This window comes from Streptomyces sp. HNM0645 (genome assembly GCF_030056615.1).
Lineage (GTDB): Bacteria > Actinomycetota > Actinomycetes > Streptomycetales > Streptomycetaceae > Streptomyces > Streptomyces marianii.
In genome coordinates, this window is record NZ_JASHLT010000008.1 from 35497 (window position 1) to 49594 (window position 14098).

General features: G+C 72.1%; 11 protein-coding genes and 1 pseudogene. 4 read left to right on the plus strand and 8 right to left on the minus strand.

What is annotated here, in order from left to right:
• The first annotated feature begins 18 nt into the window (after window positions 1–18).
• The gene (locus tag QMZ92_RS07065) at window positions 19–819 is read left to right on the plus strand and encodes a DUF3097 domain-containing protein (protein WP_283296358.1); all 801 of its coding nucleotides are present in this window, start codon (window positions 19–21) and stop codon (window positions 817–819) included.
• Window positions 820–864: 45 nt separating this feature from the next.
• Here the strand turns inward: QMZ92_RS07065 and hemW are convergent, their stop codons facing one another.
• The 4 genes from hemW to lepA all read right to left on the minus strand — a co-directional run bounded on the left by hemW (window position 865) and on the right by lepA (window position 8412).
• Entirely contained in the window at window positions 865–2097 is a 1233-nt protein-coding gene (gene hemW, locus QMZ92_RS07070) for a radical SAM family heme chaperone HemW (RefSeq protein WP_283296359.1), read from the minus strand.
• A gap of 96 nt (window positions 2098–2193) precedes the next feature.
• Window positions 2194–4101, minus strand: coding sequence for a SpoIIE family protein phosphatase (locus tag QMZ92_RS07075; RefSeq protein WP_283296445.1), 1908 nt, complete (start codon window positions 4099–4101; stop codon window positions 2194–2196).
• Between the two features lie 311 nt (window positions 4102–4412).
• Entirely contained in the window at window positions 4413–6302 is a 1890-nt protein-coding gene (locus QMZ92_RS07080) for an AMP-dependent synthetase/ligase (RefSeq protein ID WP_283296360.1), read from the minus strand.
• 238 nt (window positions 6303–6540) lie between these two features.
• A complete protein-coding gene (gene lepA / locus QMZ92_RS07085; protein WP_283296361.1) occupies window positions 6541–8412 on the minus strand; it encodes a translation elongation factor 4 in 1872 nt (623 codons plus the stop codon).
• A gap of 283 nt (window positions 8413–8695) precedes the next feature.
• Here lepA and rpsT point away from each other — a divergent pair, with 283 nt between their 5' ends.
• On the plus strand, window positions 8696–8962 hold the full coding sequence (gene rpsT / locus QMZ92_RS07090; RefSeq protein WP_017944951.1) for a 30S ribosomal protein S20: 267 nt from the start codon (window positions 8696–8698) through the stop codon (window positions 8960–8962).
• 430 nt (window positions 8963–9392) lie between these two features.
• On the opposite strand, the pseudogene QMZ92_RS07095 reads toward rpsT, so the two are convergent.
• Window positions 9393–9980: pseudogene (locus QMZ92_RS07095) on the minus strand (TetR/AcrR family transcriptional regulator); the annotation flags it as partial.
• A 37-nt stretch (window positions 9981–10017) separates the two neighbouring features.
• On the opposite strand from QMZ92_RS07095, the gene QMZ92_RS07100 reads away from it, so the two are divergent.
• Window positions 10018–10584 carry a GNAT family N-acetyltransferase gene (locus tag QMZ92_RS07100; RefSeq protein ID WP_502962008.1) on the plus strand — a complete coding sequence of 189 codons (567 nt, stop codon included), beginning with the start codon at window positions 10018–10020 and terminating at the stop codon, window positions 10582–10584.
• Window positions 10585–11023: 439 nt separating this feature from the next.
• Here QMZ92_RS07100 and holA read toward each other — a convergent pair whose 3' ends face one another.
• From holA to QMZ92_RS07115, 3 genes are all read right to left on the minus strand, one after another.
• Entirely contained in the window at window positions 11024–12010 is a 987-nt protein-coding gene (gene holA / locus QMZ92_RS07105) for a DNA polymerase III subunit delta (protein ID WP_283296362.1), read from the minus strand.
• Between the two features lie 331 nt (window positions 12011–12341).
• Window positions 12342–12587, minus strand: coding sequence for a hypothetical protein (locus tag QMZ92_RS07110; RefSeq protein WP_283296363.1), 246 nt, complete (start codon window positions 12585–12587; stop codon window positions 12342–12344).
• Window positions 12580–13416, minus strand: a complete 837-nt coding sequence (locus tag QMZ92_RS07115) for an arylamine N-acetyltransferase family protein (RefSeq protein WP_283296364.1) — start codon at window positions 13414–13416, stop codon at window positions 12580–12582. Before QMZ92_RS07115 ends, QMZ92_RS07110 begins: the two co-directional genes overlap by 8 nt.
• Before the next feature lie 125 nt (window positions 13417–13541).
• On the opposite strand from QMZ92_RS07115, the gene QMZ92_RS07120 reads away from it, so the two are divergent.
• A complete protein-coding gene (locus tag QMZ92_RS07120; RefSeq protein WP_283296365.1) occupies window positions 13542–13997 on the plus strand; it encodes a pyridoxamine 5'-phosphate oxidase family protein in 456 nt (151 codons plus the stop codon).
• Window positions 13998–14098 lie beyond the last annotated feature (101 nt).

Below are 14098 nucleotides of genomic sequence, written 5' to 3' on the forward strand. Positions count from 1 at the left end.
TGTCGTAGCGTCTGGCGGATGCGCAGCTACAGTCCCGATCTGACGCCCCCGTGGAAGCGGTCCGCTCCCGTGCCGGAGGTCCCCGCCGATCCCGACCTGGTGGTCGAGGAGGTCTCCACGGGCTTCTGCGGTGCGGTGATCCGGTGTGAGGCGGGGACGGTGACGCTGGAGGACCGCTTCGGCAAGCACCGGGTGTTCCCGATGGAGCCGCGGGGCTTCCTGCTGGAGGGCAGGGTGGTCACCCTCGTGCGGCCCTCGCCCGGCGCGCCCGCGCGGCCCACCCGCACGGCCTCCGGTTCGGTCGCGGTGCCCGGCGCCCGCGCCCGGGTCGCCCGTGCCGGCCGCATCTATGTGGAGGGCCGCCACGACGCGGAGCTGGTGGAGAAGGTCTGGGGCGACGACCTGCGCATCGAGGGGGTGGTCGTCGAGTACCTGGAGGGCGTCGACGACCTGCCCGCCGTCGTCGCCGAGTTCGCCCCGGCCGCCGACGCCAGGCTGGGCGTGCTCGTGGACCATCTGGTGCCGGGTTCCAAGGAGTCCCGCATCGCGGAGTCCGTGACGGACCCGCACGTCCTGGTGGTCGGCCACCCGTACATCGACGTGTGGGAGGCCGTGAAACCGTCGTCGCTGGGCATCCCCGCCTGGCCGTCGGTGCCGCGGGGGCAGGACTGGAAGACGGGTGTCTGCCGGGCGCTCGGCTGGCCGCCGAACACGGGAGCGGCCTGGCAGCACGTCCTGTCCCGGGTGAACAGCTACAAGGACCTGGAACCGGAGCTGCTGGGGCGGGTCGAGGAACTGATCGACTTCGTCACCGCCTGAGACCCGGCACGGGGCCGGGCCGGGACGTACGCCGGCCGGGGCCCGTCAGTCCACCAGGTCCCGGACCACCGCGTCCGCCAGCAGCCGGCCACGCAGCGTGAGCACCGCCCGGCCCGCCTCGTACGGCCCGGGCTCCAGCAGCCCGTCCTCCAGGGCCCGGCGGGAGGCCGCGAGGCCCGGCGGCCGGAGCAGGTCCAGCGGGCAGCCCTCGCGCAGCCGCAGTTCGAGGAGCACCCGCTCCACCCGCCGGTCCTCGTCCGGCAGGACCTCGCGCGCGGCGCCGGGCGAACGGCCCTCCGCCAGCGCCGCCGCGTAAGCGCCGGGGTGCTTGACGTTCCACCACCGCACCCCGCCGACGTGGCTGTGGGCGCCCGGGCCGGCGCCCCACCAGTCGGCACCGCGCCAGTACAACTCGTTGTGCAGACAGCGGCCGGCCTCCGAGCGGGCCCAGTTGGAGACCTCGTACCACCCGTATCCGGCGCCGGCCAGGACCTCGTCGGCGATCAGATAGCGGTCGGCGTGGACGTCGTCGTCCGTCATCGGCACCTCGCCCCGCCGGATCCGGCGGGCCAGCTGGGTGCCTTCCTCCACGATCAGGGCGTACGCGCTCACATGGTCGGGGCCTGCGCCGATGGCAGCGTCGAGCGAGGCGCGCCAGTCGTCGTCGCTCTCGCCGGGCGTGCCGTAGATGAGGTCGAGGTTCACGTGCTCGAAGCCCGCCTCCCGGGCCTCCGCGACGCAGGCCTCGGGACGGCCGGGAGTGTGGGTGCGGTCGAGCACCTTCAGCACGTGCCGCCGGGCGCTCTGCATGCCGAAGGACACCCGGTTGAAGCCCCCGGCCCGCAGCTCCGCGAGGTAGGCCGGATCGACGGACTCCGGGTTGGCCTCCGTGGTGATCTCCGCGTCGTCGGCGAGGCCGAACTCCTCGCGGACGGCGCCCAGCATCCGGACGAGGTCGGCGGCGGGCAGCAGCGTGGGGGTCCCGCCGCCCACGAACACGGTCCTGACCTGCCTCGGGTCGTCACCGAGGACCTTGCGGGCGAGCCTGATCTCCTCGACGAGCATGTCCGCGTAGTTGTCGCGCGAGGCCAGGACACCACCGGTGCCGCGCAGCTCGCTCGCCGTGTACGTGTTGAAGTCGCAGTAGCCGCAGCGCGTGGCGCAGTACGGGACGTGCAGATAGAACCCGAGGGGCCGGCCGGCCGCGTCCGCGAGGGCGTGCGGGGGCAGCGCCCCGTCGACGGGCATGGGCTCACCATCAGGCAGTGCGGAAGGCATGCATCCCATTGTCCGGTACGCGCGCGGTGTCCCGGCCGCGGCCGGGAGATCAGCAGTACGGGACATCGGCGGGTCCGGGGGTCGGGGGCCCGGAGATCAGGGGCCCGGGGATCGGCGGGCCTGGAGCACCAGCAGCGCGAGGTCGTCGTCGGGCGGGTTCTCCGCGAACGTGTGCACCGCCCGGCGTATCCGGTCCGCCACTCCCTCGGCGGTGAGACCGGTGCAGCCGGCGAGCGCCCGGGCGAGCCCGTCCGAGTCGTCGAACATCCGCCGTCCGGACCGCCGCTCCGTGACCCCGTCGGTGACGCACAGCAGAGTGTCGCCGGGCATGAGCTCGAAGGTCTGGCTCTCGTACGCGACGTCCTCGACCACGCCGAGGAGGAGCTGCGACGCGGCCGCGGGACGGACGGTGCCGTCGGGGCGCAGCAGCAGGGGAAGAGGGTGGCCGGCGCAGGCGAGGGCACAGCGGACCCCGCCCTCCGGCAACGGTGTCAGCTCGCCGTAGAGCAGCGACAGGAACCGGGACTGGGGGCCCTCGTGGCCGCTCCCGGAACCGGCGCCCGCGGTACCGGCCACGGCCGGCCCGGCCGCCATCAGCGCCGCCGCCTCGGCCGCCTCCAGCGCGTCGTCGAGGAGCAGGCCGTTCAGCCGGTCGAGCACGCCGGCGACCTGGTAGCCCTCGCGGGCGAGCAGCCGCAGCCACGGCCGGGCGAGGCCGGTCACGACGGCGGCCTCCGGCCCGCTGCCCTGGACGTCGCCGAGCATGAAGCACCAGCGCCCGCCGCTGCCCGCCGGGAAGATGTCGTGGAAGTCGCCCCCGGCCAGCCCCTCGTCGCTCGGCTCGTACACCAGGGAGCTGTCGACGCCGGGGATGCGGGCGACCTGGGCGGGCAGGAGGCCGCGCTGCAGGACCCGGCTGATCGTGGCCTGCCGGGTGTACTGGCGGGCCGCCCCGATCGCGAGGCCGACGCGGCGGGCGAAGTCCTCCAGCAGCGCGAGGGCCTCGTCGGGGACGCCCGGTGGTGCCTCGCGGCCGAGCAGCAGGGTGCCGAGCGGTCGTGCGCCGACGGTCAGCCGGAACGCGACCGCGCTGCCCGCGTCGGCGGGCGGCCAGGCGACCCGGACCGGTACGGCGGTCCCTCGCGGTTCGTCCGGTAACCGGGGCGGGTCCCCGGCCAGTGCCTCCCGCAGGCCCTCGATGGCGGACTCGTCCGCGTGCCAGACCCGGGCCGGCCGGGGCGCCGGGCCCGTCTCGCCGTCCAGCCAGACCGCGCACCAGTCGGCGAACCTGGGCACCAGCAGCTGTCCGGCGAGGGCCGCGACCATGTCCTCGTCGAGCTGCCCGGCGAGCAGGTCGGAGGCCTCGGCGAGGAAGGAGAGCGCGCCGCGGCCGACCCACTCGCGGTCGTCGCGGACGCTTCTGCGCGGGGCGGGGGCGAGGATCTCGGCCGCCCTGACCCCGCGCGGCCGGAGGGTCTCGCCGCCCCGGGCCGGGGCCGCGCCGTCGAAGCCGTCGAGCGGCAGGCGCGCCCAGACGGTCTTGAGGCCCGGCCGGTACGTGATGCCCCAGGAAGCGGCGAGCGCGGCGACGAGATGGAGCCCGCGCCCGTGATCCGGTTCGCCCGGGTCGGTGCCCTCCTGCTCGTGGCCGTCGCCGCGCACCGCCCGCGCCGGATGGTGGTCGGAGACCTCGATCACCAGGGCCGCCGGGTCGTCGTCGGTGGCCGGGTCGAGCCGGGCGAGCACCTCGACGCCGGTTCCCGCGTGGACGACGGCGTTGGTGGCGAGTTCGCTGACGACCAGTGCGGCGTCGTCGGCGAACCGGTCCGCACCGCGCCTGGTGACCGTCCCGAGCCGGGTCCAGTCGTCGAGCACGGCCCGGACGAAGCGGCGGGCGGCGGACACGGCGAGGGGGTTCCCGGGCAGGCTGGCACGGGCCGCCGGGCGTACGCCGCCACGCCGCGGGAGCAGCTGCACCGAACGGTGAGCGGTCTCCTGCTGCATCGGAACGGACCCCACGCGGCGACTCCTGTCCGGTTCGGCTGGTCGCTCTGCTTCCCCGCCGTGCCGCCCGCCGGGCAGGGACGACACGGACAGCGTGACAGACCGGGCGGTCCCATGAGCACGGAGTCACCGAAATGGGACTGTTCGGGGGAGCGGGGCGGGGAGCGGTCGCGAGCAGGCGGTGAACGGGAGGAGGCCGGACGCGAGGGCGGACGGTGTGCGGGCCGTGGGGCCGCTCGTAGAGGCCGGGGAACGGCTCGGCGGCCCGTCGCGCGGCGCAGGGCCGGGCGACGGGCCGCCGAACGGTGGTGTCACGCCTCGAGGGCGCCCTCGTACATGCCCTCGATGAGGTCCTTGTACTCGCGCTCGACCACCGGGCGCTTCAGCTTCAGGCTCGGCGTCAGTTCGCCGTGCTCGATGTCGAGGTCGCGCGGCAGCAGGCGGAACTTCTTGATGGTCTGCCAGCGCTGGAGCGTTCCGTTGAGCCGCTGCACGTAGCCGTCGACGAGCCGCTCGGTCTGCGGTGCGGCGACGACCTCCGCGTACGACTTGCCCTCGAGGCCGTTCTCCTCGGCCCAGCCGAGGATGGCGGCCTCGTCGAGCGCGATGAGCGCCGTGCAGTAGTTGCGGTCGGCGCCGTGCACCAGGATGTTCGAGACGAACGGGCACACCGCCTTGAACTGGCCCTCGACCTCGGCCGGCGCGATGTACTTGCCGCCGGACGTCTTGATCAGGTCCTTCTTGCGGTCCGTGATCTTGAGGTAGCCGTCGGGGGAGAGCTCACCGATGTCGCCGGTGTGGAACCAGCCGTCCGACTCCAGGACCTCGGCGGTCTTCTCGGGGAGCCCGTGGTAGCCCTCCATGATGCCGGGACCGCGCAGCAGGATCTCGCCGTCGTCCGCGATGCGCACCTCGCAGCCGGGCAGCGGCTTGCCGACGGTGCCGGTGCGGTACGCCTCGCCGGGGTTCACGAAGGAGGCGGCGCTGGACTCGGTGAGGCCGTAGCCCTCCAGGATGTGGATGCCGGCACCGGCGAAGAAGAAGCCGATCTCGGGCGAGAGAGCGGCGGAGCCGGAGATTGCGGCGCGCAGCCGGCCGCCGAAGGCCTCACGGAGCTTGGAGTAGACGAGCACGTCGGCGACCTTGTGCTTCACGGTGAGGCCGAAGGACGCCGAGGCGCTGCCGGTGCGGCGGTAGTTGTCCTGGGACTCCTTGGCGTAGGCGCGCGCGACACCGGCGGCCCACTGGAAGATCTTGTACTTGGCCGCGCCGCCGGCCCGCGCCTTGGCGGCCACGCCGTTGTAGACCTTCTCGAAGATGCGGGGCACGGCCGCCATGTACGTGGGCTGGACCACCGGAAGGTTCTCGATGATCTTGTCGACCCGGCCGTCGACGGCGGTGACGTGCCCGACCTCGATCTGGCCCGAGGTCAGCACCTTGCCGAAGACGTGGGCGAGCGGGAGCCAGAGGTACTGCACGTCCTCCTGGGTCACCAGGCCCGTCGAGGCGATCGCCTTGGCCATGTAGGACCAGTTGTCGTGCGGCAGCCGGACGCCCTTGGGGCGGCCCGTGGTGCCCGAGGTGTAGATGAGGGTGGCGAGTTGGCCGGAGGTGATCGCCTCCACCCGCTCCTTGACCGCGGCCGGGTTCTTGGCGAGGTGGTCGGCGCCGCGCGCCTCGAGTGCGGAGAGCGAGAGGACCCAGCCGTCGGGGTCGCCCTCGGCCGGCTGGGCGCCCGCCTCGTCGATCACGATCACGTGCTTCAGATGCGGCAGCTCGGCGCGCCGCTCACGGGCCTTGGCCACCTGCGCGGCGTCCTCGGCGATCAGCACCCTGCTCTCGGAGTCGGCCAGGATGTAGGCGGACTCCTCCGCGTTGGTCTGCGGGTACACCGTCGTCGTCGCGGCGCCCGCGCAGAGGATGCCGAGGTCCGCGAGGATCCACTCGACCCGGGTGGAGGAGGCGAGAGCCACCCGCTCCTCGGCGCGCACCCCCAGTTCGACCAGTCCGGCCGCAATGGCGTAGACCCGCTCGGCGGCCTCCTGCCAGCTCAGCGACTTCCAGTCGTCGGGCCCCTGCCCGGAGGCGGCGGGGACGGGGTAGCGGTAGGCCTCCGCGTCGGGAGTGGCCGCCACCCGCTGGACGAAGAGCGTCGCCACGGAGGGCGGTCGGTTCTCGATCAGGTTCTGTGTGTCGCTCACGACATCCTCCGGGCCTGCTGCGGCATTGCTGCATGACTGGCTGATTGCCCGAATGGTCACAGTTGTTTAACTCGCGAGTAACCATCGAGGCCTGATCAGGGTAGAGCGCCGTGCTGCGCCACGTAAGGGGCTGCGGGCTGCCGCTTGATAACGAACAGGCCCGTGCGCCGGAAGCGCACGGGCCTGTGGGGCGCGGCAGGCGAACAGGGACGACTGGTGCTTTCGCGTTACCCGCGGACTACTTCTTCGCCTTGCCACCCGCGGAGTCGTCACTGGACAGCACGGCGATGAACGCCTCCTGCGGCACCTCGACCGAGCCGACCATCTTCATCCGCTTCTTGCCTTCCTTCTGCTTCTCCAGCAGCTTCCGCTTGCGGGAGATGTCACCGCCGTAGCACTTGGCGAGCACGTCCTTGCGGATGGCCCGGATCGTCTCGCGGGCGATCACCCGGGAGCCGATGGCCGCCTGGACGGGCACCTCGAACGCCTGCCGCGGGATGAGCTCCTTGAGCTTGGCGACGAGCCGCACGCCGTACGCGTAGGCCTGGTCCTTGTGCGTGATCGCGGAGAAGGCGTCGACCTTGTCGCCGTGGAGCAGGATGTCGACCTTCACCAGCTGGGCGCCCTGCTCGCCGGTGGGCTCGTAGTCGAGCGAGGCATAGCCGCGGGTCTTGGACTTCAGCTGGTCGAAGAAGTCGAAGACGATCTCGGCGAGGGGGAGGGTGTAACGGATCTCGACCCGGTCCTCGGAGAGGTAGTCCATGCCGAGGAGCACACCGCGGCGGTTCTGGCAGAGCTCCATGATCGAGCCGATGAACTCGCTCGGCGCGAGGATCGTCGCGCGCACGACCGGCTCGTACACCTCGGCGATCTTGCCCTCGGGGAACTCGCTCGGGTTGGTGACGGTGTGCTCGGTGCCGTCCTCCATGACCACCCGGTACACCACGTTCGGGGCGGTTGCGATCAGGTCGAGGCCGAACTCGCGCTCCAGGCGCTCGCGGATCACGTCGAGGTGGAGCAGTCCGAGGAAGCCGACGCGGAAGCCGAAGCCCAGTGCGGCGCTCGTCTCCGGCTCGTAGACCAGCGCGGCGTCGTTGAGCTGGAGCTTGTCGAGCGCGTCGCGCAGCTCGGGGTAGTCCGAGCCGTCGAGGGGGTACAGGCCCGAGAACACCATCGGCTTCGGGTCCTTGTAGCCGCCGAGCGCCTCCGTGGCTCCCTTGGTCTGCTGGGTGATCGTGTCACCCACCTTCGACTGGCGGACGTCCTTCACACCCGTGATGAGGTAGCCGACCTCGCCGACGCCGAGGCCGTCGGCCGCCAGCATCTCCGGGGAGTTGGTGCCGATCTCCAGCAGCTCGTGGGTCGCGCCGGTGGACATCATCCGGATGCGCTCGCGCTTGTTCAGCTGTCCGTCGACGACACGCACGTAGGTCACGACGCCGCGGTAGGAGTCGTAGACCGAGTCGAAGATCATCGCACGGGCGGGGGCGTCCTTGACTCCCACCGGGGCCGGCACGTCCTTCACCACCCGGTCCAGCAGCGCCTCCACACCCAGGCCCGTCTTGGCCGACACCTTCAGGACGTCCGAGGGGTCGCAGCCGATGAGGTTGGCCAGCTCCTCGGAGAACTTCTCGGGCTGCGCGGCCGGCAGGTCGATCTTGTTGAGCACCGGGACGATGGTGAGGTCGTTCTCCATCGCCAGGTAGAGGTTGGCGAGGGTCTGCGCCTCGATGCCCTGGGCCGCGTCCACCAGGAGGATCGTGCCCTCGCACGCGGCGAGCGAACGGGAGACCTCGTAGGTGAAGTCGACGTGGCCCGGAGTGTCGATCATGTTGAGGATGTGGGTCCGGCCCTGCCCCTCACCCGTGGTGGGCGCCCAGGGCAGGCGCACGGCCTGGGACTTGATCGTGATACCGCGCTCACGCTCGATGTCCATGCGGTCGAGGTACTGGGCGCGCATCTGCCGCTGCTCGACCACGCCGGTCAGCTGGAGCATCCGGTCGGCAAGCGTGGACTTGCCGTGGTCGATGTGCGCGATGATGCAGAAGTTGCGGATCAGCGCCGGGTCGGTACGGCTCGGCTCGGGCACATTGGTAGGGGTCGCGGGCACGCAGGGTCCTGATTCTTGAGCGCCGAGCGCTCGTCTCGGGTCGATGTCGGATCGATACGCAGCCTCCATGGTCCCATGGCTGCGGGGCTGCGCTCGGTTTGGGCCGGTCGGAGCGGCGCTGGTAGTCTGGCCAGCTGTGTCTCGTGTGTCCTCTCCGGAGGCACCTCCCGTGTCCGGAAGGGTCATGCGCTCCGAAGAGTCGTGTCCTCGGAAGGGCCGTCCCCCGAAGGTCATGGGTGCGGGACACGCCTTCAAAGATCATCAATCCTGAAAAGGCTCTTTCGTGGCGAACATCAAGTCCCAGATCAAGCGGAACAAGACGAACGAGAAGGCGCGCCTGCGCAACAAGGCCGTCAAGTCCTCGCTCAAGACCGCTATCCGCAAGGCCCGCGAGGCCGTCGCCGCCGGCGACGTCGAGAAGGCCACCGTGGCCGCCCGCGAGGCGTCCCGCAAGCTCGACAAGGCCGTCTCGAAGGGTGTCATCCACAAGAACGCCGCCGCCAACAAGAAGTCGGCGCTGGCGTCCAAGGTTGCCTCCCTCCAGGGCTGAGCTCCCGCTCCGGGGGTGACCCCGGAACCTCCGGCAGCGACCCCCTCGGGGCGACCCGCCGGACGACTTGATCGCCGGACCGGACCAGACGGGCCCTCTCTCATCCGTCCCCGGACCGGCACCCCGGATTCGCACGCGGCCTGCGTTCGCCACGCGGGTGCGAATCCACCGGCTTCCCGGCTCCGGCCGGACCCGAGAACCCCGCTTCCCCGTTCTTCCCCAGTTCGGGAGGGCGGGGTTTTCGGCTTCGGGCGACGGCCCGGGCAGTTCGCCGACCGATCGTCGCTCAGAGGCCCCCGCCGGGACCGCGCCGGGCCCTCGGCGGGGTCGCCACCGGCGATGCGGTCGATGCCGTCGTTGTTGTCGCTGCCGTCGATCCGGCCGTTGCCCTTGCCGTTGCCCTTGCCGTCGATCCGGCCGTTGCCGCGTCGGCCCGGGTGCTCAGGCCCGCCAGGTAGTCGTCCAGGAGCTCGACCTGCCGCTGCGGGGGAAACCCCGCCGGATCGAACAGGGTCTGGACCACCAGACCGAGGACGAAGGACTGGGCGCCGGCCGCGATGTGCGCGGGGTTGCCGGGTGGCAGTTCACCGAGCTCCTGAGCCGCGGCCACCCGCTCGGTCAACCTGTCGCGACCCTGGGCGTACTTGCGGGCGTAGTCGGCGCTCAGGCCGGGGTCGGAGAGCGCGGCATCCCAGGAACAGACCCGGATCCGGTTGCCGTCGACGGCCTCCGGGGTCAGCGGCAGGATGTCCAGCAGCGCGTCCCTGAGGGCTGCCAGCCCCTTGCCCGAGTGACGGCGGGGGCGGAGGAGGGTGCGCTGTTCGAGCAGGTCCAGGGCGTGCTCCACCAAGGCTTGCTTGGTGGAGAAGTAGTGCGTGAGCAGGCCGGTCGTCGCGCCGAGTTCGGCGGCGACGGCGCGCAGCGTGAGGCCGGCGAAGCCACGCGTGGCCATGACCTGCCAGACCGCTGCGGAGACGTCGCGTCGGCGGCCCTCATGATCTCCCTTGGTACGTGGCATGCCGCCACGGTACGTTCCCGTAACGGTTGTTGTGCGAATGGGGTGGCCTCTCGTGTTCTCGCTGCCGCTGTGCGACGGCGTCCGCCTCGGTCCGCTGGAGATCCGGCATGCCGAGGAGTTCGCCGACCATCTGGACCGGGCGCGCGAGCACATTCGTCCGTGGGTCGGGGCGTCGTTCGTCACCGACGACGTGGACGGGGCACGGGCCACGCTCAGGCGGTACGCCGAACGCCAGGCGGACGACGGTGCGCGTCTGTACGGCATCCGGCGGGACGGGGCACTGGTCGGCGGTGTGATGTTCACCGACTTCCACGCCGCCCTCGGCTCCTGCGAGATCGGCTGCTGGCTCGAGCCGTCGGCCGAGGGCCACGGTCTGGTCACCCGAGCGTGCGACGCGTTGCTGGACTGGGCGTTCACGTCCCGGGGGCTGCACCGGGCCGAGTGGCATTGCCGGGCGGACAACGACCGCAGCTCAGCGGTGGCCAGGCGGCTCGGCATGACGCTGGAGGGCGTGCGCCGCAAGGCATGGCCCTACGAGGGCGTGCGCCACGACAAGCAGCTCTGGGCCCTCCTGGCTTCCGAGTGGCGAGCACTGGAGCACTGAGCGGCGACGGGGTCTGGCGGACGGCAGGCCTCGCTCCCCAACCCCGCGCACCGGCAGTCTTCTTCGGCGTCCGGCCCGGGAGCGACGGCGCCGTCCCCGCCCGCCACGTGTCACGCGTCGCCACACGGGCACATCGGCACACCCGGGCCGCCCCTCCGCTGATGTGAGCCGAGCCGGCTGTCCGACCGTGGGGGCCGGGTGGGGTTCCGGTGGGTTTCGGGTGGGGTTCCGGTGCGGGTGAGGGGGAGCAAGAGCCGGGCAGGCGTGGCCGGGAGACCTACGGCGCCGTCAGCGGCGGCGCCGCAGGAGCGGGCGGGGCCGGAGTCGGCGCGGCAAGGTCCGAGCAGCGAGGTTCGCGAGGTCTTCGGCAACCGCACGGGCGGTGGACGGGACTGAAGCGGGGGACAGGGCCGAGGCAGCGGCCGCGCGACGCGGTGGATCAGCGGCGCAGGCGGGCCGCGCGGGCGACCGTGACCACCGCCTTCTCCAGCGCGTACTCCGGGTCGTCGCCACCGCCCTTGACCCCCGCGTCCGCCTCGGCGACGGCGCGCAGGGCGAGGGCGACGCCGTCGGGCGTCCAGCCGCGCATCTGCTGGCGGACCCGGTCGATCTTCCAGGGCGGCATACCCAGCTCGCGCGCGAGATCGGCCGGCCGGCCGCCGCGTGCCGACGAGAGTTTGCCGATCGCCCGCACCCCTTGGGCCAGCGCGCTGGTGATCAGGACCGGTGCGACGCCGGTCGAGAGCGACCAGCGCAGCGCTTCCAGGGCCTCGGCCGCACGGCCCTCGACGGCGCGGTCGGCCACGGTGAAGCTGGAGGCCTCCGCGCGCCCGGTGTAGTAGCGGCCGACGACGGCCTCGTCGATCGTGCCGTCGACATCCGCGACCAGTTGCGAGACCGCGCTCGCCAGCTCCCTGAGATCGCTGCCGATGGCGTCGACGAGGGCCTGGCACGCCTCCGGGGTCGCGGACCGCCCCAGCGTGCGGAACTCGGAGCGCACGAACGTCAGTCGCTCAGCCGGCTTGGTCGTCCTGGGGCACGCCACCTCACGCGCGCCGGCCTTGCGTGCCGCGTCCAGCAGGCCCTTCCCCTTGGCACCGCCCGCATGGAGCAGGACGAGCGTGATCTCCTCGACCGGTGCGGCGAGATAGGCCTTGACGTCCTTGATCGTATCGGCGGAGAGATCCTGCGCGTTCCGCACGACGACGACCTTGCGCTCGGCGAAGAGCGAGGGACTCGTCAGCTCGGCGAGCGTGCCGGGCTGGAGCTGGTCGGGGGCGAGATCGCGGACGTCCGTGTCGGCGTCGGAGGCCCGGGCGGCCGCCACCACCTGCTGCACGGCGCGGTCCAGCAGCAAGTCCTCCTGGCCCACCGCGATCGTGACGGGGGCGAGGGGATCGTCGTTCGTGTTCTTCCTGGTGGCCATCGCGTCCAGCATCCCATGGGCCACCGACACCGCCGTCTGCCCCGCGGTCCGGAGCGACGGGGCGCGGGGGCTCGTGCTCAGGGACCGGCCCGGAGACGCGGAGGGGCCGGAAGGACGGAAGGGCCGGAAGGGCCGGAAGGAATGGAAAGGGCCGAAGATGGCGGAGAAGGCCGGAGGAAGCGCAGGCAAGACAGGGATGGGAGGGGCCGGAAGGACGGAAGGGTCTCAGGGTTCGCCGGGGCTCGAAGGGGTCGGTGGGGTTCAGCGGCTCGGGTGCCGGCTCAGGCACCCACCTGCCTACCTCCCGCGGAGGGGACGCCCGTGCGGCGGCTCAGGGCTCCTCCCGCCAACCGTCCCAGTCGGCCACGAAGTCGTCCAGTTCGACGGGGCTCAGACGGCCTTCCGGGTCCTCGACGACCACCAGCCACTGTGCGTCCTCGGCGTCGTCCTCCCCCGCCAGGGCGTCCCGCACCAACTGGGGTTCGTCGTCCACGCCGAAGTGGTCCCCGATCGCCTCGATGACCTCTTCGGCGGCGTCGCGGTCGGGCAGGACGAGCACATGTCTCACATCACTCACCGCCACATTGTGCCGTGTCCCCCGCACAGTGCTTCCGGACCTCCGGCACCCGGTCCAGCTCCAGCCCGAAGTGCTCCCGGTAGGCCGCCAGGATCTCGGCGTCGTCACCGAGCTGCCGCTCCGTGCGCGCACCGTGCGCCGTCGTGACGAGTCTGCGTCCGGACAGGGTGATCCGGCCTTCGTCCGTGAGCCGGGAGCAGACGAGCTTCTGGGTGAAGTGGGAGGCGGGCGACGTGCGGTGGTACCAGGCACCGGCCTCGAAGTCCTCCAGCTCCCGCGGCCGCGGGTCGAGCCGCAACTGCGGCTCCCCGTCCCGCAGCACGTCCAGGTCGCCGTCCGGCGCCTCGGCGATGCGGAAGGTACCGGCCGGATCGCTCTGGTCGCCCCGTTCGTCGAGCAGGAGCGGGTAGTGGCAGTGATCGCCGAAGCCCACGTCGGCGAGCCACGGACCGCTGCCGTCGACGGTCTCCACACGCAGGGCGAGGTGGTCGTACGGAATGCCGAGCTGCCCGTCGCCCTTGAAGACCCGGGCCTGGAACAGGGTGACGCCGAAGCCGAGGCTGCGCAGCAACGCGGCGAACGCGCCGTTGAGTTCGTAGCAGAACCCGCCCCTGCGCGCCCCGACGACCTTGTCCAGCAGCGGCTTGTCCTCCAGAACCACGTTCTCCCCCAGGTGGATCGAAAGGTTCTCGAACGGCACGGAACGCAGATGCCGCTGCTGCAGTTCGCGCAGGGCATCCCGGTCCGCCCGGTCGGGACGCTCGGCACCGATGCGGCGGAGATAGGCGTCGGCGGTCTCTGTCTGCAGGGGCTGCGATGCAGTGTCCATGCACGCAGTCTGTGCCGAAGGCAGGACGCCCCGCCATGCGCCACGGGTCCTAGGACGCGGGGCCGAGGCAGATCGGTCCGCCGCCCGACGCTCCGAGAGTCGCCCGCCGCGTACCGTTCCGGGACATGACGAACCCCGAGCCGGCACGGAGCCGCGCGCAGCGCAGAGCGGACGCCCTCGATCGGCTGGCCGGCGACCGCGACGCCTGGGTGGCCACGGCATCGGCGGACGGCATGCCCACCCTCGTGCCCCTGTGGTTCCTGTGGGACCGGGGAAGACTGCTGATGTGCACCCGGCGCAGCACCCCTACCGCCCGCAATCTGACTCCGCGCGGCGAGGCGGTCGTCACCGTCGGCCATGCCACGGACGTGGTGCACATCGCCGGCGCCGCCGAGGTCGTGGCGTGCGATGCTCTGGCGCCCGGCTCCGGCGACGCGTTCTCCGCGAAGCTCGGCTGGGACCCGCGCGGCGGGGCCCGGTGGGTGTTCGTGCGGATCACCCCGCACACCGTCAAGGCATGGCGTGAGGGGAACGAGCAGCCCGGCCGCTTGCTGATGCGCGAGGGCCGCTGGCTGGACTGACCGGAGAGCGGCCCCCACCGGACGGACCACCCGAATCGACCGAAGGCCGGACCCGACCGAGGACCGGACCGACCCGACCCGACCCGACCCGCTGGACGCGA